This is a genomic window from Cupriavidus sp. L7L, assembly GCF_004353535.1.
GTDB lineage: Bacteria > Pseudomonadota > Gammaproteobacteria > Burkholderiales > Burkholderiaceae > Cupriavidus > Cupriavidus oxalaticus_A.
Genome location: NZ_SMNY01000024.1, coordinates 481,414 through 501,931, shown reverse-complemented (window position 1 = coordinate 501,931; position 20,518 = coordinate 481,414). Strand labels below are relative to the sequence as shown.

Here is a 20,518-nt window from a genome sequence, read left to right as displayed (position 1 = left end):
AGACAAGCATGTATAACAAGAAATTCTGGAAGCAGTTCCTGATCGCGCTGGCGCTGTTCCTGGCCGGCTGGTTCACCTTCGGTCATGCGCAGGCGCAGGGCAAGCCGGAGAAAACCAAGGTCACCATCGCGGTCGGCGGCAAGAACCTGTTCTACTACCTGCCGCTGACCATCGCCGAGCGCCAGGGCTATTTCAAGGACGAAGGCCTGGACGTCGAGATCGTCGACTTCGCCGGCGGCGCCAAGGCGCTGCAGGCCGTGGTGGGCGGCAGCGCCGACGTGGTTTCGGGCGCCTACGAGCACACCATCAACCTGCAGGGCAAGGGCCAGCGTTACCAGGAATTCGTGCTGCAGGGCCGGGCGCCGCAGATCGTGCTGGTGGTGTCGAACAAGACCATGCCCAGCTTCAAGTCGATCGCCGACCTGAAGGGCAAGAAGATCGGCGTGACCGCGCCGGGGTCGTCGACCAACATGATGGCCAACTTCGTGCTGGCCAAGCATGGCCTGAAGCCGTCGGACGTGTCGTTCATCGGCGTGGGCGCCAGCGCCGGCGCGGTGGCGGCGATGCGTTCGGGTCAGATCGATGCGATGGCCAACCTCGACCCGGTGATCTCGATGCTGATGCAGAAGAACGAGGTGCGCATCGCCTCGGACACGCGCACGCTCAAGGACACGCAGGCGGTGTTTGGCGGCAACATGCCGTCGGGCTGCCTGTATGCATCGCAGGCCTTTATCCAGCAGAATCCCAACACCACGCAGGCGCTGACCAATGCCATGGTGCGCGCGCTGAAGTGGCTGCAGAAGGCCGGCCCGTCCGACATCGTCAAGACCGTGCCGGAAAGCTACCTGCTGGGCGACCGCGCGCTGTACCTGGCCGCGTGGGACAAGGTCAAGGAAGCGATCTCGCCGGACGGCACCATGCCGGCCGATGGTCCGCGCACCGCGCTGAACACGCTGCAGCAGTTCGACGCCGAACTGAAGGGCAAGCCGATCAAGCTGGAAGAGACCTATACCAACGCCTTCGTGCAGAAGGCCAACGCCAAGTACAAGTAAGACCGCGTCGCGCACGCCACCGGCCCGCTGCCCGCAGCGGGCCTTTGCTTTGCGGCAGCGGCAGGCATTCCCTCATCACTCGCCAGCGGCACGAATGGCGAACGACACGGTGCACCATGAGCATTCCCGCACTTTCCCTCGACAAGGTCACCTGCACCTTTGTCTCGCGCGATGACCGCAGTCAGCGCTATACCGCGGTCAAGGACGTCACGCTGTCGATCCAGCCGGGCGAGTTCGTCTCGGTGGTCGGCCCGACCGGCTGCGGCAAGTCGACGCTGCTGAACGTCGGGGCGGGTCTGCTGGAGCCTTCCAGCGGCGAGGTACGCGTGTTCGGCGAGCCGCTGCGCGGCATCAACCGGCGCGCCGGCTACATGTTCCAGACCGAGGCGCTGATGCCGTGGCGCAGCGCGCTCGACAACGTCGTCGCCGGGCTCGAATTCCGCGGCGTGGCGCGCGCCGAGGCCGTGCGGCAGGGCGAGGAATGGCTGCGCCGCGTGGGCCTGGGCGGCTTCGGCGACCGCTATCCGCACCAGCTCTCCGGCGGCATGCGCAAGCGCGTGGCGCTGGCGCAGACGCTGGTGCTGGACCCGGACATCATCCTGATGGACGAGCCGTTCTCGGCGCTCGATATCCAGACGCGACAACTGATGGAGAACGAGGTGCTGGACCTGTGGGCCGCGAAGCGCAAGGCGGTGCTGTTCATCACCCACGACCTCGACGAGGCCATCGCCATGAGCGACCGCGTGGTGGTGCTGTCGGCAGGCCCGGCCACGCATCCGATCGGCGAGTTCGCCATCGACCTGCCGCGCCCGCGCGACGTGGCCGAGATCCGCAATCATCCGCGCTTTGTCGAACTGCACGCCGCGATCTGGGACGTGCTGCGCGAGGAAGTGCTCAAGGGCTATGCGCAGCAGCTCAAGGTGGCCTGAGCCTGCCATTGCTACGTCATCACAACGACAACCGAACGACAACCGAACCCTGATGGCATTCCGCAACGACTCCAAGGGCATGCTGCGCGTCTGGCAGCTGCTGGTGCTGGTGGTGATCCTGGGCATCTGGCACATCGCCACGCGTTCGCAGCAGGTCGCCTTCTTCTTTGGCGAACCGCTGATGGTCGCGCAGCGGATCTGGAACTGGTTTTTCATCGAGCGCGATATCTACCTGCACCTGGGCGTGACGCTGCTCGAGACCGTGCTGGCCTTCGGCATCGGCACGCTGGCGGGTCTCGGCGTAGGCCTGTGGCTGGCGCTGAGCCCGATGACCTCGGCCATCCTGGATCCCTACGTCAAGGCGATGAACTCGATGCCGCGCGTGATCCTGGCGCCGATCTTCGCGGTGTGGTTCGGCCTGGGGATCTGGTCGAAGGTGGCGCTGGCGGTGACGCTGGTGTTCTTTATCGTCTTCTTTAACGTCTACCAGGGCGTGAAGGAAGTGAGCCCGGTGGTGCTGGCCAACGCGCGCATGCTGGGCGCAAACCAGCATCAGCTGCTGCGCCATGTGTACCTGCCGAGTGCAACCAGCTGGGTGTTTTCGTCGCTGCATACCTCGGTGGGACTGGCCTTCGTCGGTGCAGTCGTGGGCGAGTACCTGGGCTCGGCGCGCGGCGTGGGCTACCTGATCCTGCAGGCCGAGGGCACCTTCGACATCAACACGGTGTTTGCCGGCATCGTGGTGCTGACGGCATTCGCGCTGATGCTGGACTGGATGGTCGGCATCGGCGAGAAGCGGCTGATGAAGTGGCAGCCCAGGAGCGGGGAGACGGAGAAGCTCTGACCTCCGGATCCGCGCTGGTTTGCTTCCTTTGCCTTAAGCGAGAGAGGGGCACACAGTCCTGTGGCCCCGAAACAGACCGACACCGTCAGCAGCGGGCGCAGGGCGTTGCCGCATGTCCTGCGCCTTTCTCTTATCGGCGGGCGGGCAGGGCGCCCGCCGCCTGGCGCGTGCTTCAGCGCACGCCGAGGGCACGATTAGGGCACGATCACGATCTTGCCGGTCACCTTGCGCGCTTCCATGTCCTTGAGCGCCTGCGGCGCCTGTTCCAGCGGATAGCGCGCCGAGATATGCGGACGGATCTTGCCTTCCTTCATCCAGCCCAGCATCTGCGCCATGTTGGCCTGGTTGGCCTTAGGCTCGCGGCGCACGAAGTCGCCCCAGAACACGCCCACCAGCGATGCGCCCTTGAGCAGCGCCAGGTTCAGCGGCAGCCTCGGGATCTCGCCATTGGCAAAACCCACCACCAGGTAGCGGCCGCGCCAGCCGATCGAGCGGAACGCCGGCTCGGCATAGATGCCGCCCACCGGATCGTAGACCACATCCGGGCCCTTGCCGTCGGTCAGCGCCTTGACGCGCTCGCGGAGGTCTTCGGTGCTGTAGTTGATCAGCGCATCGGCTCCGTGCTCCTTGCACACCGCCAGCTTTTCGTCGGTAGACGCGGCGGCGATCACGCGCGCGCCGATGGCCTTGCCGATCTCGATCGCCGCGATGCCCACGCCGCCGGCCGCACCCAGCACGAGCATGGTCTGGCCCGCCTTCAGCTCGCCGCGGTCGATCACCGCATGGTGCGAAGTGCCGTAGGTCAGCGTGAAGGCCGCGGCGGTCTCGAAGTCGATGCCCGGCGGCATCGGCACCACCGAGGCGGCGGGCGCCTTGGCCTGCGTGGCAAATGCGCCATTGCCCAGGTAGGCGATGACCTTGTCGCCCGGCTTGACGTGGGTGACACCTTCGCCCACAGCATTGACCACGCCGGCCAGCTCGGAGCCGGGGCTGAACGGCAGCGCAGGCTTGGCCTGGTATTTGTTCTGGATGATGAGCACATCCGGGAAGTTGACGGCGGCCGCCTTCACGTCGATGACCACTTCGCCAGCGCCCGGCACCAGGTCAGGCAGGGTTTCCACGGTCAGGGAATCAGGGGGGCCCCAGGCTTTGCACAGTACGGCTTTCATCTTGTCTCCGTTTCGATGTGTATGGCTTCCGCGCCAGTCAAGCTTAAGCGGGCGGGCAGGGCAAGTGTAGCGTACAAATAGCACGGTCGTTCTGTTCCATGCCGAACCCGTGGGGGCGGTTATTTGCGCCCTGCATACCGGCTCGCGGCGTGCGCCCGGACGGGATTCCGGCGCGGCGCACGGGGCGCTTGTGCGGCGCGCGCTCAGGTACAATCGCGCCATGCATATCCTCCTTGCCAACGATGACGGTTATCTCGCGCCGGGATTGGCCGTTCTGCATGCTGCGCTCGCCCCGCTGGGCCGGATTACGGTCATTGCGCCCGAGCAGAACCACAGCGGCGCTTCCAACTCCCTGACGCTGCAGCGCCCGCTGTCGATCTACGAAGCGCGCGAAGGCGTGCAGAAGGGATTCCGCTTCGTCAACGGCACGCCGACCGACTGCGTGCACATCGCGCTGACCGGGCTGCTGGATGAGAAGCCCGACCTGGTGGTGTCCGGCATCAACCAGGGACAGAACATGGGCGAGGACGTGCTGTATTCCGGCACCGTCGCCGCCGCCATCGAAGGCTATCTGCTCGGCATCCCGTCGGTGGCCTTCTCGCAGGTCGACAAGGGCTGGGAGCATCTCGATGCAGCCGCGCGCATCGCGCGCACCGTGGTCGAGCGCATCATCAGCCAGCCGCCCGCCGAGCCCTTCCTGCTCAACGTCAATATCCCGAGCCTGCCGTTCGAACATATCAAGGGCTATCGCGCCACGCGCCTGGGCAAGCGCCATCCTTCCCAGCCGGTGATCACGCAGGTGAATCCGCGCGGCGACACCAACTACTGGATCGGCCCGGCCGGCGATGCGCGCGATGCCAGCGAAGGCACGGACTTCCATGCCACTGCCGCCGGCTATGTCTCGCTGACGCCGTTGCAGCTCGACCTGACCCACCGCGGGCAGCTCGACGCGCTCGACCAGTGGCTGAAATAGGCAGCCGCTCCGCAGTGTCGCGCCCCCGATGAGTTCCACGCCCCGACGCAACAAGTTCCCCCTGCCGCTGGACGCGGTCGTCGAACGCAAGCCCGCACCGGCACGCACCGCCGGCATGCCTGCCGTCGACGCGCGGCGCACGGGGACGGCAGCCGCGCCGCCCCCGAAACCCGCCAAGCCAAGGCTGCCGCGTACAGCCGCGCCTGCGCCGGCGCCCGCACCCGCGAGCGCCGTGGAGCAGCGCGCCTCGGCGGCTACGGCCGGCGGCGGGGGCATGGCTTCCGCGCGTGCGCGTGCCGCGCTGGCGGGCCGGCTGCGCGCCGGCGGCATCCGCGACGAGCGCGTGCTGTCGGCCATCGCCACGGTGCCGCGCCACCTGTTCGTCGAGCCGGGGCTGGCCTCGCAGGCGTATGAAGACGCCGCGCTGCCGATCGGCCACCAGCAGACCATTTCCAAACCGTCGGTGGTGGCGCGCATGATCGAACTGCTGCGCGACGGCCTGGCCGCCGACACGCCGCTGGAGCGCGTGCTGGAGATCGGCACCGGCTGCGGCTACCAGGCCGCGGTGCTGAGCCAGGTGGCGCGCGAAGTCTTCTCGATCGAGCGCATCCGGCCGCTGCACGAACAGGCCAAGGCGAACCTGCGCCCGCTGCGCGTACCCAACCTGCGCCTGCACTATGGCGACGGCATGCTCGGGCTGCCGCAGGCGGCCCCGTTCTCGGCCATCATCCTGGCCGCTGCCGGCATGGAGGTGCCACAGGCGCTGCTGGAACAGCTGGAGGTAGGCGGGCGGCTGATCGCCCCGGTGGCCGTGGTGCCGCCGGCGGGCGTGCCCGGCCAGACGGTGACGCAGCAGCTGCTGCTGATCGAGCGGCGCAACCGCCATCGCTTTCACCGAACCGCGCTTGAAGCCGTTTTCTTTGTGCCCTTAAAATCGGGCACCATCTGAGTCGAACTATGCACAACATCGTGAAATCGCAATATTTCGCACGCGCCGGTCAACTTTTTACGGCTTCCGCGCTGACGGCCCTGCTGGCCGCCTGCGCTAATTCGCCGATGCCGGCCCCTGTCGTTGACCGCACCTCCACCTCGGGCGCCGCCGCAGCGTCGACGGAGCCGGCCCCGCCTGGATACTATCGGGTCAAGCGAGGCGATACGCTTTATCGAATCGCCCTGGAAAACGGCCAGTCGTACCGTGACGTCGCGACCTGGAACAACCTGTCCAATGTGAACCAGATCGAAGTTGGCCAGTTGTTGCGCATCGTGCCTCCGGGTGCCGACGTCAACGCTGCGCCCGGGGTTTCCACCACGCCGATCGCCCCGGCCACGGTGCAGTCCCAGCCGATCGACCAGGCGCGCCCGGTGGGCACGCCCGCAGCACCGCCTGCCGCCGCAGCGGCGGCGCCGGCAACGCCCGCGGCAGCGGCCGCCACCCCCGCCGCGCCGGCCGCTGACGGCGCGATCAAGCTGGCCTGGCCGGCAACCGGCCAGATGGTCGGTAAATTCGATGACAAGGGCAATAAAGGCATCGATATTGCGGGCAAGAAGGGCGATGCGGTGCTGGCCGCCGACGATGGCCGAGTGATTCACGTTGGCCCCTTGCGCGGCTACGGGAATCTTGTCATCATCAAACACAACGAGACATTTCTTACTGCGTACGGGCACAACGAAAAGGTGCTCGTGGCAGAGCAATCCGCGGTCCGCAAGGGCCAGAAGATTGCGGAGATGGGCAACAGTGATACCGACCGGGTGAAGCTTCACTTCGAAGTTCGCAAGAACGGAAAACCGGTTGATCCGATGCGGTACCTGCCGCCACAGTGAGGGTTCATGCCACGCCAGAAAACCGTCTCCTCCGGAACAACTGTCAGCAGGGCTCGCCGTCCCAAGCAGCCGGAAGTGAAGGCTGGTGTGGCACATCCCGACGAGCATGCCGACGCGCAAGCGTTCGAGCCCGATCTCGCTGCCGACCTGATTCCCGCGACCGACGAGCCGATCGCCACGTCCACTTCGGTGGGCCTGCGCGAAGCGGACCTGCTCGCCGACGACAACGACCGCCATCTGCGCGATGATGACGATGACGAGTCCGAGGACGAGGAAGACAGCGAAGGCGAGAACGGCAGCGACGGCGCAGCGGCCGAGCACGATGACTTCCGCACGGTGCTGCATACCGAGCTGGCCGCCGACACCGTCCAGCATTACCTGAACCGCATCAGCATAAAGCCGCTGCTGTCCGCGCCGGAGGAACTGCATTTCTCCACGCTGGCCAAGGACGGCGACTTTGCCGCGCGCCAGGTCATGATCGAGCGCAACCTGCGGCTGGTGGTCAGCATCGCCAAGGGTTACCTCAATCGCGGCGTGCCGCTGCTCGACCTGATCGAGGAAGGCAACCTGGGCCTGATGCACGCGATCGAGAAATTCGATCCGTCGCGCGGGTTCCGCTTCTCGACCTATGCGACCTGGTGGATCCGCCAGAGCATCGAGCGCGCCATCATGAACCAGGCCCGCACCGTTCGCCTGCCGGTGCACGTGATCCGTGAACTGAACCAGGTGCTGCGCGCCAAGCGCCATCTGGAGAAGGGCGGCACCGACGGGCGCGACGCCAGCCTGGAAGACATCGCCCACCTGCTGGGCAAGACGCCGGACGAAGTGCAGGACGTCCTGGCACTCAACGAACATACCACCTCGCTCGATACGCCGTTCGACCTCGATCCCGGCTCGAGCCTCCTGGATTTCCTCTCCGACGAGCACAACGCCGCCCCCGACCAGGAGGTGGCGCACCGCGAGCTGGAAGGGCTGATGAAGCTCTGGCTGGCACGCCTGTCGGAAAAGCATCGCTATGTGGTGGAGCGCCGCTTCGGCCTCAACCATATCGAGCCCGCCACGCTGGAAGAGCTCGCCGAGGAGATGGGCCTCACGCGCGAGCGCGTACGCCAGATCCAGCAGGAGGCGCTGGTCAAGCTCAAGCGGCATTTCGCTTCGCAAGGTGTCAGGAAGGACGCCGTTTTATGACCCCTGTGCTGGTATTCGACATCGAGACCATTCCCGATGTCGCCGGCCTGCGCCGTTTGCATGACCACCCCGATGCGATGAGCGACGGCGAAGTCGCCGAACACGCCTTCGCCGCCCGCCGCGAGAAAACCGGCAGCGATTTCCTGCCGCACTACCTTCAGCGCGTCGCCGCGATTTCCTGCGTGCTGCGGCGCACGCACCGCGATGGCTCGGCGGTGTTCCATGTGGGCTCGCTCGGCACCATCGAGGACAACGAAGCCACGCTGATCCAGAAGTTCTACGAACTGATCGCCCGCTACAGCCCGCAACTGGTTTCATGGAACGGTGGCGGATTCGATCTCCCCGTGCTGCATTACCGCGGCCTGGTCAACGGCGTCACCGCGCCGCGCTACTGGGAGATGGGCGAGGGCCGCGACGAAGATAGCCGTGACTTCAAGTGGAACAACTACATCAGCCGCTACCACATGCGGCACCTGGACTTGATGGACCTGCTGGCGATGTACCAGCCGCGCGCCAGCGCGCCGCTGGATGACCTCGCCAAGCTCTGCGGTTTCCCGGGCAAGATGGGGATGGATGGCAGCAAGGTCTGGCATGCTTACCAGGCTGGCCAGCTCGACGAGATCCGCGCCTACTGCGAGACCGACGTCGTCAATACCTACCTGATGTACTGCCGTTTCCAGCTGATGCGCGGCGGCATGTCGCCGCGCGAGTTCGACATGGAGATGGAACTCGTCCAGGAATCGCTAGCGGAACTGCCTGGCGAACAGTGGATGGAATACCTGCAGGCCTTCCGCCTGCAGCGCCTCACGCCCGAAGCCGACGACTTCGAGGACTGATCGCGCCTGCGCCCGCGGACACCCGCCGGCGGGCGCCACGGCCTTAAAGGTCCAGCGATAGCAGGATCGGCTGGTGGTCCGAGTCGGCCGTATCTGCGTTGATCTCGCAACGCCGGATCCGCGCGGCCAGGTTGTCCGTGACGAACATGAAGTCGCAGGCGAACGGTGGCTCGGGCCATTGCTCCTTGTCATGGATGGCGCAGGTCGGCGCGTGCGGCTGGCCGGGATGTGTGAGCAGCCAGGCGTCGCGCCATGGCGTGGTGGCGTCGTCGAACGGCTCCAGCATGCGCCGATAGGCAATGTCGTCGGGTTTGCTGTTGAAATCGCCGCACAGGATGGCTTCGGCTGGGCGCGGTTCCGGCGTGAACGGCCCGGGCCACTTCTCGCTGCGGCCCGGGCGACGCGCGTGGTCGCAGGCCTGGGCATGCCAGTCGCGCAGGGCTTCGGCCTGCGCCGCGCGCTGGAGCGCCGAGTAATACTCAAGGTGCGTGCAGATCACGCGCAGCGACTGCGTGCCGGCTTCGACAGTGACTTCCAGCGCAACGCGCGGCATCGACGCCACTTGCGGGTCCGCCGGCCACGGCAAGGCGTGCCGGAATACCTCGCGTACTGGTAGCCGCGTGGCGATCAGGTTGCCGAATTGCTTGTGTGTGCCGTTGCGGCCGCGCCGGTCCACGCCTGACGCAAAGAGCAGGTGATAGCCTGGCAGCAGGGCGGTCAGTTCGGCAACCTGGTCGATGCCTGGCTCGCCGCGCAGTTCACCGAATCCGCGCGTGACTTCCTGCAGGCAGATCACATCGGCATCGGCCATCGCGTGCAGTGTGTCCACCTGCCGCGCCAGGTCCACACGCCCGTCCGCGCCGCGGCCCCATTGGATATTCCAAGAAATCAGTTCCATGCGACGCCTCCATCGTTGACCCGGCCGGTCTGGCATACAATCGCGCTTTCGTAAAACAATACGTCAGGTTTTATCTGGTGTCCCAAGCCGTGTCCTCCCCACAAGAAACGACCGCCGTCGCGCCCGAATCAGCTGCACCGGGTGCCGCTCCCGCCGCAAAAGAGCCCCGTGGCCGTGGCAATGCCGATGGCAATGCTCCGGGCGTCGACCCCGTGGTGTCGATCGACAGCCTCGACATGGAGGCACGCGGCGTCGGCCGCCTGGTGAACGAGGACGGCACGCCTGGCAAGGTGATCTTCGTCGAAGGCGCATTGCCGGGCGAGACCGTCAGTTATCGCAGCTACCGGCGCAAGCCCAGCTTCGAGCAGGCGCACCTCGGCGAAGTCCTGCAAGAATCGGTGATGCGCGTAAAGCCGGGCTGCCAGCATTTCGGTGTCTGCGGCGGGTGCTCGATGCAGCATCTGGATTCGCGCGCGCAGCTTGCGATCAAGCAGCGCGTGCTGGAAGACAACTTGTGGCACCTGTCCAAGGTGAAGCCCGACGTGGTGTTCCGGCCGATCGCCGGTCCGGACTGGGGCTACCGCTACCGCGCGCGCCTGACCGTGCGCCACGTGGTGAAGAAGGGCGGCGTGCTGGTGGGCTTTCATGAGCGCAAGAGCAGCTATGTCGCCGACATGACGCGTTGTGAAATCCTGCCGCCGCATGTCTCGGCGATGCTGGTGCCGCTGCGCGAACTGGTGGCGGGCCTATCGATCCGCGACCGCATGCCGCAGATCGAGCTGGCCGTCGGGCATGAAGTGACGGCGCTGGTGCTGCGCATCCTCGAGCCGCTGACCGATGCCGACAAGGACCTGCTGCGCGCCTTCGCCGATGAATACAAGGTGCAGTTCTGGCTGCAGCCGAAGGGGCCGGACACGGTCTACCCGTTCTACCCGACCGACGTCGAGCTGGCCTATACGCTGCCGGAATTCGGCATCCGCATGCCGTTCAAGCCGACCGACTTCACGCAGGTGAACCACCAGATCAATCGCGTGCTGATCGGCCGCGCGCTGCGCCTGCTCGATGCGCAGCCGGGCGACCGCCTGCTCGACCTTTTCTGCGGCATCGGCAATTTCACGCTGCCGCTGGCCACGCAGGGCAAGTCGGTGATGGGCATCGAGGGCAGCGAGGCGCTGACCACGCGCGCACTGGCCAATGCGGAATACAACGGGCTGGCCGCCAAAACCGAGTTCGCGTGCCGCAACCTGTTCGAAGTCACTGCCGACGACATCGCCGCGCTGGGCCGCTTCGACCGCTGGCTGGTCGATCCGCCGCGCGAAGGCGCGCTCGCGGTGAGCAAGGCGCTCGGCGAGCTGGCGCAGCAGGGCAGCCACGTGCTGCCGCGGCGCATCGTCTACGTGTCGTGCAGTCCCGCCACGCTGGCGCGCGATGCCGGCCTGCTGGTGCACGAGGCGGGTTACCGCCTGAGCGGCGCCGGCGTGGTCAATATGTTCCCCCACACGTCGCACGTGGAGTCGATTGCGGTATTCGACCGCGACTGACCGCGCCGTGCGCCAAAAGAAAAAGCCGGCCTTGGCCGGCTTTTTTCATGCCGCGGCGTTTGCCGTCATTCCCGGCTGCCGCCGAAGATGCCCAGCAGCGCCAGCAGGTTGGCGAAGACGTTGTACACGTCGAGGTAGATCGCCAGCGTGGCGGTGATGTAGTTGGTCTCGCCGCCGTTCACCACGCGCTGTACATCGAACAGGATGTAAGCCGAGAAGATACCGATCGCGATCACCGACACCGTGATCATCAGCGACGGCAGCTGCAGCCAGATATTGGCAACGCTGGCCAGGATCAGCAGGATCAGGCCGACGAACAGGAACTTGCCCAGGCCGGAAAAATCGCGCTTGCTGACGGTGGCGATGGTCGCCATCGCGCCGAACACTGCCGCCGTGCCGCCAAAGGCGTACATGATCAGCGCCGGTCCGTTGGAAAACGCCAGCGTTGCGCTGATCAGGCGCGACAGCATCAGTCCCATGAAGAACGTGAATGCCAGCAACAGCACCACGCCCATGCTGCTGTTCTTGGTTTTCTCGATGGCGAAGAAGAACCCGAACGCGATGGCGAGGAACAGGATTAGCGACAGGCCGGGGCTGCCCGCCATGAAGCTGAAGCCGGTGGCCACGCCGACCCATGCACCCAGCACGGTGGGGATCATCGAAAGGGCCAGCAGCCAGTAAGTGTTGCGCAAGACCCGGTTGCGAACGACGACGTCAGTGACGGTCGACGCACTGTTGCCGAAACCGTAGGTATTCAGCTTGTTATCCATGGTGACTCCTGTCTCGAAACGGTGAGGCGCCGGGCCTGTCCGAAATAAAGAGAATTTTCGGATCGACCGCGGACGGAACCATCGTCAATGTGGCATCTGGTTGGCCGAATTGCAAGGGCGGGGTAATCCCGCAGGCACCCGCGCCCCTGTTTCGGCCTGTTCCGCGCTGCCTTCGTTTGACGGACGCCGGGGCGCCACGTTCCAGACATGACGAGGATGTAATGTGCAGCCACTGCTACTTGCGGCCAGGATGTGGCTTTTGACCGGTGACACCCGCGCCAGAGCGGCCCAGACCCTCGAAAGGGTCATCGTCTTCGTGCTAGAATTGCACGTTTAATCCATTTGTAACCCCTTCATTTTTCGGAGTTTTTCATGGCGATCGAACGCACCCTGTCGATTATCAAGCCGGATGCCGTGGCCAAGAACGTCATCGGCCAGATCTACGCCCGTTTCGAGGCCGCCGGCCTGAAGATCGTTGCTGCCAAGATGGTGCACCTGTCGCGCGGTGAAGCCGAGCAGTTCTATGCTGTGCACAAGGAGCGTCCGTTCTTCAAGGATCTGGTCGACTTCATGGTTTCCGGCCCGGTCATGATCCAGGCCCTGGAAGGCGAAAACGCCATCGCCAAGAACCGTGACCTGATGGGCGCCACCGACCCGAAGAAGGCCGAGAAGGGCACCATCCGCGCCGACTTCGCCGACAGCATCGACGCCAACGCCGTGCACGGCTCGGACGCCGCCGAAACCGCTGCCGTGGAAGTTTCCTTCTTCTTCCCGGGCATGAACGTCTACAGCCGCTAATTGGCTGCTGACTGAACTGAAGCCGAGTTTGCCGTCATGAACGATCTCGTCAACCTGCTCGACCTCGACGCGGACGCGCTCACCGCCTATTGCGGCGAGCTCGGCGAGAAGCCGTTCCGTGCGCGGCAACTGCAACGCTGGATCCACCACTACGGTGCCAGCCGTTTCGACGCCATGTCGGATCTCGCCAAGTCGCTGCGCGAAAAGCTCTCGACCCGGGCCGAGATCCGCGCGCCTGCCGCCATCACCGACAACCTGTCGGCCGACGGCACGCGCAAGTGGCTGCTCGACGTCGGTGAGGGCAACGCGGTGGAAACGGTGTACATCCCCGAGGAAACGCGCGGCACGCTGTGCGTCTCCTCGCAGGCGGGCTGCGCGGTCAACTGCCGCTTCTGCTCGACCGGCAAGCAGGGCTTTTCGCGCAACCTGACCACGGGCGAAATCATTGGCCAGCTGTGGATGGCGGAGTTTGCCATGCGCGAGCAGCTGGGCCGAGGCCCCAAGGACGACCGCGTCATCTCCAACGTGGTGATGATGGGCATGGGCGAGCCGCTGCTGAACTACGATGCCGTGGTGCCGGCCATGCGGCTGATGCTGGACGACAACGCCTACGGCCTGTCGCGCCGCCGCGTGACCCTGTCCACTTCCGGCGTGGTGCCGATGATGGACCGGCTGTCCACGGACCTGCCGGTGGCGCTCGCCGTGTCGCTGCACGCGTCCAACGACGCCTTGCGCGACGTGCTGGTGCCGCTGAACAAGAAATACCCGCTGGCCGAACTGATGGCGGCATGCCGCCGCTACCTGGAATTCGCGCCGCGCGATTTCATTACTTTCGAATACTGCATGCTGGACGGCGTCAACGATGGCGTCGAGCATGCGCGGGAACTGCTGAAGCTTGTCGCCGACGTGCCGTGCAAGTTCAACCTGATCCCGTTCAACCCGTTCCCCGAATCGGGCCTGAAGCGTTCCAACAACGAGCAGATCCGGCGCTTCGCGCAGGTGCTGATGGACGCGGGCATCGTGACCACCATCCGCAAGACGCGCGGCGACGATATCGACGCCGCCTGCGGACAGCTGGCCGGGGAAGTGAAGGACCGTACCCGCCTGGCCGAGCGCGGCAAGTTCGGCAAGATCACGCCACTGGTGCCGGTCAACAGCGCCGGCCAGCCTCGGGAGGCTCGCCCTGCATGATCCGTCTGATCGCTGCGGCCCTGTTCGGGCTGCTGATGTTGTCCGGCTGCCAGCTGCCGCACTCGCCGGCTCAGGATCTCCAGACCGCTTCCGACCAGACCGATGCAAGGCGCCGCGCCGGCATCCGGCTGCAGCTGGCCACCAACTATCTCGAAGCCGGCCAGAATGCGGTCGCGCTTGACGAGATCAAGCAGGCGATCGCCATCGATCCGTCGCTCGCGGATGCCTACCATGTGCGCGCGCTGATCTACATGAATATGAACGAGCAGGCGCTGGCCGACGACAGCTTCCGCACCGCGGTATCGATGCGCGGCAACGACGGCGACCTGCTCAACAACTATGGCTGGTTCCTGTGCCAGTCGGGCCGCTATGGCGAGGCCGTGCCGATGCTGCAGCGCGCCGTGTCGGCGCCGTCGGCCGGTGGTCCGGTGAAACCGCTGATCAGCCTGGGTGCGTGCGAGCTGCGTCGCGGCAACAGCGCCGAGGCGGAAAAGAATCTGAAGGCCGCACTAGGCTACGACCGCAACAATCCGGTGGCAAACACCAATCTGGCGCTGGCCTACTACCGGCGCGGCGATTTCGCGCAGGCCCGGCAGTATGCCCAGCGCGTCAACAGCAGCCAATTTGCCAGTGCGCAATCCCTCTGGCTGGGAGCGCGCATTGCACACCGCCAGGGCGATGGCCGCACGCAGGATGCGCTGGTCGCGCAGCTGCGCAGCCGCTTCCCCGATTCGCGTGAGTTGACCGCATACGAACAAGGAGCATGGGATGAGTGAGCACGACCGCGCCGCAGGCCAGGCCGTACCGACGCAATACGTCGGCGGTGGCGCGCACGAAGGAGAACGCGAAGCCGCAGCGCGCGAGATTGGCGCGGCACTGGCGCGCGAGCGCGAAGCGCAGCGGCTGTCGGTGGAAGATGTCAGCGCACGCCTGAAAGTGGCGGCGCCAAAGCTGCGCGCGATCGAAGCCGGCGACCTGCAGTCGCTGCCCGACGTCACTTTCGCCAAGGGCGTGATGCGGGCCTATGCGCGCATGCTGCATGTCGATATCGACGCGCTGCTGGCGCGCTTCCAGCCTCCGGTGGCACCGGTCAACGAAATCGCGCGCCAGCGCGAGGGCAGCCTCAATGCGGCGTTCGACGACCGCAAGCGCTTCCGCAGCGGCGGAGCTGGCGGCCGCTGGGTCTGGCTGGCGCTGGTGGCGGTGGTGCTGGCCGCCGGTGGCTGGTTCGGCCTGGACCATATCCGCCAGTGGATCGAGACCCGCAGCAGCGCGACCGAGACTGCCGTGACGGAAGAACATGCCGCCGCGCAACCGACCGAGCCCGGCACGGTGACCGCAGCGCTGCCGCCGGTAATGGCCGCCGCCGACTCGCCGGCGCCCTCGGCCGAAACCACGCCGGTCAGCGCCGCGGTCGCGACTGCCGCGCCGGCATCGGCCGTGGCTGCCGTGCCCGTTGTTGCGCCCATTGTTGCGCCGGCCGCAGCAACGCCCGCGCCGGTGCCCGCAGCGCCTGCGGGCGCCGGCGAACTGCAGATCCGCTTCGCTGCCGACACCTGGTATGAAGTCCGCGACAGCAGCGGCAAGATCGTGCTGGGCGGCACGGCCAAGGCCGGCCAGGCCGTGGCCGGCGGCGGCAAGGCTCCGTACAAGGTAGTGATCGGCAACGTCAAGGGTGTCGAGTCGATGACGCGCAACGGCGAGCCGGTCGACCTGAAGGCAGCCAACCGCAACAACGTGGCGCGCCTGACGCTGCCCTGATCCGGGCCGGCGAAAGGTGCGGCGCAGTGCGTCTTTGCAAGGTGGTAATGCTATGAACCAACAGCTCTGTCTCCCGGTCCTGCCCGGCTCGCTGCCGCGCCGCCAGACGCGCCAGGCGCGCGTCGTGTGGGGCGATAACGTGGTGACCATCGGCGGCGATGCGCCGGTGCGCGTGCAGTCGATGACCAACACGGACACGGTCGACGCCATCGGCACGGCGATCCAGGTCAAGGACCTGGCGCGCGCGGGTTCGGAAATCGTGCGCATCACGGTGAACACGCCCGAGGCCGCCGCCGCGGTGCCGTCGATCCGTGAGCAGCTCGATCGCATGGGCGTCGACGTGCCGCTGGTGGGCGACTTCCACTACAACGGCCACAAGCTGCTGCAGGACTATCCGGCCTGCGCCGAGGCGCTGTCCAAGTACCGCATCAACCCGGGCAACGTGGGGCAGGGCGCCAAGCGCGACACGCAGTTCGCGCAGATGATCGAGATGGCGTGCCGCTACAACAAGCCGGTGCGCATCGGCGTGAACTGGGGCAGCCTGGACCAGGACCTGCTGGCGCGCATCATGGACGAGAACGCGTCGCGCGCCGAGCCTTGGCCGGCGCAGAGCGTGATGATCGAGGCGCTGATCACCTCGGCGATCGATTCGGCGAAAAAGGCTGAAGAGATCGGCCTGCCGGGCAGCCAGATCATCCTGTCGTGCAAGGTATCGCAGGTGCAGGAGCTGATCGCGGTCTACCGCGAACTGGCGCGCCGCTGCGACTATGCGCTGCACCTGGGCCTGACCGAGGCCGGCATGGGCAGCAAGGGCATCGTCGCCTCCACGGCGGCGCTGTCGGTGCTGCTGCAGGAAGGCATCGGCGACACGGTCCGCATCTCGCTGACGCCGGAACCCGGCGCGCCGCGCGAGAAGGAAGTGTATGTGGGGCAGGAAATCCTGCAGACCATGGGCCTGCGCAACTTCACCCCGATGGTGATTGCATGCCCGGGATGTGGCCGCACCACCAGCACGGTGTTCCAGGAGCTCGCGGCAAGCATCCAGACGTACCTGCGCGAGCAGATGCCGCATTGGAAAACCGCCTATCCGGGCGTCGAGGAAATGGATGTGGCCGTGATGGGCTGCATCGTCAACGGCCCGGGCGAGAGCAAGCACGCCAATATCGGCATTTCGCTGCCGGGCTCGGGCGAGTCGCCCGCGGCGCCGGTGTTCGTCGACGGCGTCAAGGTAAAGACGCTGCGCGGCGAGCGCATTGCCGAGGAATTCCAGGCGATCGTCGACGAGTACGTTCGCACGCATTACGGCCCGGGTGCTGCACGGGCCGATAAAGAAGTGGCAGCCTGAGCCGCACCGGCCAGGCCCCAGAAGCTGACAAGAACAGAATGACGCAATCCGACAACGCAGCCGCCGCCGGCGCTGCCAAGACTGAACCGAAGGCTGAACTGAAAGCCGAGCAGAAGGTGAAGCCCGCCAAGGCGCTGCAGGGCGTGAAGGGCATGAACGACATGCTTCCGGCCGACGCGCCGCTGTGGGAGCATTTCGAGAATGCCGCCCGCGCCATGTTGCGCGCCTACGGCTACCAGCAGCTGCGCACGCCGATCGTCGAGCACACGCAGCTGTTCGTGCGCGGCATCGGCGAGGTGACCGACATCGTCGAGAAGGAGATGTACTCCTTCACCGATGCGCTCAACGGCGAGCAGCTGACGTTGCGTCCCGAGGGCACCGCCGCCGCCGTGCGCGCGACCATCGAGCACAACCTTCTGTACGACGGCCCCAAGCGCCTGTGGTACACCGGCCCGATGTTCCGCCACGAGCGCCCGCAGCGCGGCCGCTATCGCCAGTTCCACCAGCTGGGCGCCGAGGCGCTGGGCTTTGCCGGTCCGGACGTCGACGCCGAGATCATCCTGATGTGCCAGCGCCTGTGGGACGACCTGGGCCTGGTCGGCGTGCGCCTGGAGATCAATTCGCTGGGGCAGGCCAATGAGCGTGCCGCCCACCGCGAGGAGCTGATCAAGTACCTGGAGGGCTTCCAGGACATCCTGGACGATGACAGCAAGCGCCGCCTGTACACCAACCCGCTGCGCGTGCTGGATACCAAGAATCCGGCGCTGCAGGAAATGGCCGCCAATGCGCCCAAGCTGATCGACTTCCTGGGCGAAGAGTCGCTGGCTCACTTCGAGGGCGTGCAGCGCCTGCTCAAGGCCAACAACATCCCCTTCAAGATCAATCCGCGCCTGGTGCGCGGGCTGGACTACTACAACCTGACGGTGTTCGAGTGGATCACCGACAAGCTCGGCGCGCAGGGCACCATCGCCGGCGGCGGGCGCTATGACCCGCTGATCGCGCAGATGGGCGGCAAGCCGGCACCGGCTTGCGGCTGGGCCATGGGCGTCGAGCGCATCATCGAGCTGATCCGCGAGGAGGGCGTGGTGCCCGACGCCGCGGGTTGCGATGTCTACCTCGTGCACCAGGGCGAAGCCGCCGCGCAGCAGGCGATGGTCGCGGCCGAGCGGCTGCGCGACGCCGGCCTGGACGTGGTGCTGCACGCCAGCCCCGACGGCAAGGGCGGCAGCTTTAAGTCGCAGATGAAGCGCGCCGACGCAAGCGGCGCGGCCTATGCCGTTATCATTGGCGACGACGAAGTGGCCGCTGGCGTGGTCCAGGTCAAGGAACTTCGCCAGCGCGATCAGGCCGAAGGCGGTGGGCAACAGGCCACCGTGCAGGCCGAGGGCCTGGTCGACTACCTGATCGACGCCATGGTCGGCGCCAGCGAATAAGCGCGCCCGCCGCACCGTCATCCAAGACGCCCGTATCCAACCAACGCAGGTGATTGCCTCGACATGGCTTACGATCTAGAAGAACAGGAACAGCTTGAGAATCTGAAGGCCTGGTGGCGCCAGTACGGCAATGCGCTGACCTGGGTGGTCATCGCCGCGCTGCTGGCGTTTGCCGGCTGGAACGGCTGGAAGTACTGGGAGCGCAGGCAGGCCGGCGAGGCCGCGGTGCTGTACGAGCAGGTGCTCAAGGCCGCCGAGGCACGCGATGTCGAACGCATCAAGCGTGCGGCAACCGACCTCGAGAACAAGTACGGGCGTACCGCCTATGGCCAGATGAGCGCACTGGTCGCCGGCCGCGTGTTGTATGACGCGGGCGACCTGGCCGCGGCCAAGACCCAGCTGCAGTGGGCCATCGACCACGGCGACGAAGAATACGCGCATCTGGCGCGGGTGCGCCTGGCCGGCGTGCTGCTCGACGAAAAGGCTTATGACAAAGGCCTGGCGTTGCTGAAGGACGAACCGCCGGCAGCGTTCGTGTCGCTGTATGCCGACCGCCGCGGCGACCTGCTCGCCGCGCAGGACAAGCGCGACGACGCGCGCGCCGCCTATCGCAAGGCGCTGGACAAGCTGGGCGAGGCCGAGCCGGCCACGCGCCAGATCATCCAGTTCAAGCTCGATGCGCTGGGCGCGGCCTGATGCGGCCGCGCGCGCTTTATAGCATCACGCAAAACCAGGACCGTAACCTTATGACGTCAGTGCTTTCCCGTGCCGTACACCGCCAGCGCGCCCGCGCCGTGACCCGTGCGCTGGTGGCGGCTGCCTGCCTGGCCGCGCTGGGCGGCTGCTCGCTGTTCAGCAAGGAAAACAAGCACCCGCCCGCCGAACTCAAGCCGGTCTCGGCCACGCTGACGGTGCGCCAGGCGTGGAAGGCCGATGTGGGCAAGAGCGGCCCGTATTCGATGCAGCCCGCCGCGGCGGGCAACAATGTCTATGTGTCGTCCAACAACGGCAACGTGATGGCGCTGGAAGGCGCCTCCGGGCGCGTGCTGTGGAAGGCCAAGACCGACCTGGACCTGACCTCCGGCCCGGGCAGCGATGGCTCGGTGACCGCGGTCGCCGGCGAGAAGGGCGCGATCTACGCCTTCGACGCCAGCGGCAAGCAGATCTGGAAGAAGCAGGTCAACGGCGAGGTGCTGTCCGCGCCGCTGGTCGGCAACGGCCTGGTGGTGGTGCGCACCACCGACACGCGCGTGTTCGGCCTCGACGCCGGGACCGGCGAGCGCCGCTGGATCTACCAGCGCTCGCAGACGCCGCTGAACCTGCGTGCCGCGATGGGGATGGTGTTTGCCGGTGACGGCATCGTGATGGGCTTTCCCGGCGGCAAGCTGGGCGTGCTGACGCCGGGCAACGGCGTGCTGCGTTGGGAAAGCACGATCTCCTATCCCAAGGGCGTATCCGAGATCGAGCGCCTGAACGATGTCACCGGCCAGCCGATGATCAGCGGCCGCCAGGTCTGCGCCACCACGTTCCAGGGACGCGTGGCCTGCCTGGAGCTGGCCAGCGGCCAGCCGCAGTGGGGCAAGGACTTCTCGTCGCCGAGCGGCCCCGCGCAGGATGACAATGCCATCTATGCCAGCGACGAGCAGTCGGTGGTGCATGCCTTCGACCGCCAGAACGGCACCGAGCGCTGGAAGAACGACCAGATGCGCAACCGCCGCCTGGGTGCGCCGCTGGCACTGGGCCGCTCGGTGGTGATGGGCGACTTCGAAGGCTATGTCCACTTCCTGTCGCGCGAGGACGGCCAGGTCGTCGCCCGCATGAAGACCGATGGCAGCGCCATCACCGCCGCGCCGGTGGTGGCGGGGCAGACGCTGGTGATCCAGACCCGCGACGGCGACGTCTTCGGGTTCCAGCCGGGCTGACCAGCAAGCAGTGCGCGCTGCCGTACACCTGTCGGTACGGTGCGCGC

At 66.4% G+C, this 20,518-nt stretch carries 20 protein-coding genes; 17 read left to right on the top strand and 3 right to left on the bottom strand.

The annotated features are described in order from the left end of the window. Positions 1-8 precede the first annotated feature (8 nt). The 3 genes from E1J61_RS24475 (at position 9) to E1J61_RS24465 (ending at position 2,825) form a co-directional block, all read left to right on the top strand. Complete coding sequence (locus E1J61_RS24475) at positions 9-1,052, top strand: ABC transporter substrate-binding protein (RefSeq protein WP_133096544.1); 1,044 nt, start codon at positions 9-11, stop codon at positions 1,050-1,052. Positions 1,053-1,168: 116 nt separating this feature from the next. After that, on the top strand, positions 1,169-1,981 hold the full coding sequence (locus E1J61_RS24470; RefSeq protein WP_133096543.1) for an ABC transporter ATP-binding protein: 813 nt from the start codon (positions 1,169-1,171) through the stop codon (positions 1,979-1,981). A 52-nt stretch (positions 1,982-2,033) separates the two neighbouring features. Then, positions 2,034-2,825, top strand: coding sequence for an ABC transporter permease (locus E1J61_RS24465; RefSeq protein WP_133096542.1), 792 nt, complete (start codon positions 2,034-2,036; stop codon positions 2,823-2,825). A gap of 194 nt (positions 2,826-3,019) precedes the next feature. On the opposite strand, the gene E1J61_RS24460 is transcribed toward E1J61_RS24465, so the two are convergent. After that, entirely contained in the window at positions 3,020-3,994 is a 975-nt protein-coding gene (locus E1J61_RS24460; RefSeq protein ID WP_063238131.1) for an NADPH:quinone oxidoreductase family protein, read from the bottom strand. Positions 3,995-4,214: 220 nt separating this feature from the next. Here E1J61_RS24460 and surE point away from each other — a divergent pair, with 220 nt between their 5' ends. Genes surE through E1J61_RS24435 form a run of 5 tightly spaced genes read left to right on the top strand, consistent with a single transcriptional unit; the run spans position 4,215 to position 8,812 of the window. After that, positions 4,215-4,967 (top strand): 5'/3'-nucleotidase SurE, encoded by a 753-nt coding sequence (gene surE, locus E1J61_RS24455; RefSeq protein ID WP_133096541.1) that lies wholly within the window; start codon positions 4,215-4,217, stop codon positions 4,965-4,967. 28 nt (positions 4,968-4,995) lie between these two features. Further along, the gene (locus E1J61_RS24450) at positions 4,996-5,916 is read left to right on the top strand and encodes a protein-L-isoaspartate(D-aspartate) O-methyltransferase (protein ID WP_133096540.1); all 921 of its coding nucleotides are present in this window, start codon (positions 4,996-4,998) and stop codon (positions 5,914-5,916) included. Between the two features lie 8 nt (positions 5,917-5,924). Then, positions 5,925-6,788: a peptidoglycan DD-metalloendopeptidase family protein gene (locus E1J61_RS24445; protein ID WP_133096539.1), complete on the top strand. Its 864-nt coding sequence runs from the start codon at positions 5,925-5,927 to the stop codon at positions 6,786-6,788. Positions 6,789-6,794: 6 nt separating this feature from the next. Continuing rightward, positions 6,795-7,976, top strand: coding sequence for an RNA polymerase sigma factor RpoS (rpoS, locus tag E1J61_RS24440; protein ID WP_133096538.1), 1,182 nt, complete (start codon positions 6,795-6,797; stop codon positions 7,974-7,976). Then, positions 7,973-8,812 carry a 3'-5' exonuclease gene (locus E1J61_RS24435; RefSeq protein ID WP_133096537.1) on the top strand — a complete coding sequence of 280 codons (840 nt, stop codon included), beginning with the start codon at positions 7,973-7,975 and terminating at the stop codon, positions 8,810-8,812. The genes rpoS and E1J61_RS24435 overlap by 4 nt, the downstream gene beginning before the upstream one ends. 43 nt (positions 8,813-8,855) lie before the next feature. Here the strand turns inward: E1J61_RS24435 and E1J61_RS24430 are convergent, their stop codons facing one another. Further along, positions 8,856-9,710: an endonuclease/exonuclease/phosphatase family protein gene (locus E1J61_RS24430; protein WP_133096536.1), complete on the bottom strand. Its 855-nt coding sequence runs from the start codon at positions 9,708-9,710 to the stop codon at positions 8,856-8,858. A 236-nt stretch (positions 9,711-9,946) separates the two neighbouring features. Between E1J61_RS24430 and rlmD the strand changes: the two genes are divergently transcribed. Then, on the top strand, positions 9,947-11,251 hold the full coding sequence (rlmD, locus tag E1J61_RS24425; protein WP_240745996.1) for a 23S rRNA (uracil(1939)-C(5))-methyltransferase RlmD: 1,305 nt from the start codon (positions 9,947-9,949) through the stop codon (positions 11,249-11,251). 65 nt (positions 11,252-11,316) lie between these two features. Here rlmD and E1J61_RS24420 read toward each other — a convergent pair whose 3' ends face one another. After that, complete coding sequence (locus E1J61_RS24420) at positions 11,317-12,021, bottom strand: Bax inhibitor-1/YccA family protein (protein WP_133096535.1); 705 nt, start codon at positions 12,019-12,021, stop codon at positions 11,317-11,319. A 372-nt stretch (positions 12,022-12,393) separates the two neighbouring features. Here E1J61_RS24420 and ndk point away from each other — a divergent pair, with 372 nt between their 5' ends. From ndk to bamB, 8 genes are all read left to right on the top strand, one after another. Then, positions 12,394-12,819, top strand: coding sequence for a nucleoside-diphosphate kinase (gene ndk, locus E1J61_RS24415; protein ID WP_010809422.1), 426 nt, complete (start codon positions 12,394-12,396; stop codon positions 12,817-12,819). 36 nt (positions 12,820-12,855) lie between these two features. After that, positions 12,856-14,010: a 23S rRNA (adenine(2503)-C(2))-methyltransferase RlmN gene (gene rlmN, locus E1J61_RS24410; RefSeq protein ID WP_133096534.1), complete on the top strand. Its 1,155-nt coding sequence runs from the start codon at positions 12,856-12,858 to the stop codon at positions 14,008-14,010. Continuing rightward, a complete protein-coding gene (gene pilW / locus E1J61_RS24405; protein ID WP_133096533.1) occupies positions 14,007-14,786 on the top strand; it encodes a type IV pilus biogenesis/stability protein PilW in 780 nt (259 codons plus the stop codon). The genes rlmN and pilW overlap by 4 nt, the downstream gene beginning before the upstream one ends. Continuing rightward, complete coding sequence (locus E1J61_RS24400; protein ID WP_133096532.1) at positions 14,779-15,771, top strand: RodZ domain-containing protein; 993 nt, start codon at positions 14,779-14,781, stop codon at positions 15,769-15,771. The genes pilW and E1J61_RS24400 overlap by 8 nt, the downstream gene beginning before the upstream one ends. Before the next feature lie 52 nt (positions 15,772-15,823). Continuing rightward, the gene (gene ispG / locus E1J61_RS24395) at positions 15,824-17,116 is read left to right on the top strand and encodes a flavodoxin-dependent (E)-4-hydroxy-3-methylbut-2-enyl-diphosphate synthase (protein WP_133096531.1); all 1,293 of its coding nucleotides are present in this window, start codon (positions 15,824-15,826) and stop codon (positions 17,114-17,116) included. A 38-nt stretch (positions 17,117-17,154) separates the two neighbouring features. Further along, positions 17,155-18,549, top strand: coding sequence for a histidine--tRNA ligase (gene hisS / locus E1J61_RS24390; RefSeq protein WP_133096530.1), 1,395 nt, complete (start codon positions 17,155-17,157; stop codon positions 18,547-18,549). 63 nt (positions 18,550-18,612) lie between these two features. Beyond that, the gene (locus E1J61_RS24385) at positions 18,613-19,245 is read left to right on the top strand and encodes a tetratricopeptide repeat protein (protein WP_133096529.1); all 633 of its coding nucleotides are present in this window, start codon (positions 18,613-18,615) and stop codon (positions 19,243-19,245) included. 50 nt (positions 19,246-19,295) lie between these two features. Next, a complete protein-coding gene (bamB, locus tag E1J61_RS24380; protein ID WP_133096528.1) occupies positions 19,296-20,471 on the top strand; it encodes an outer membrane protein assembly factor BamB in 1,176 nt (391 codons plus the stop codon). The last annotated feature ends 47 nt before the right edge of the window (positions 20,472-20,518 follow it).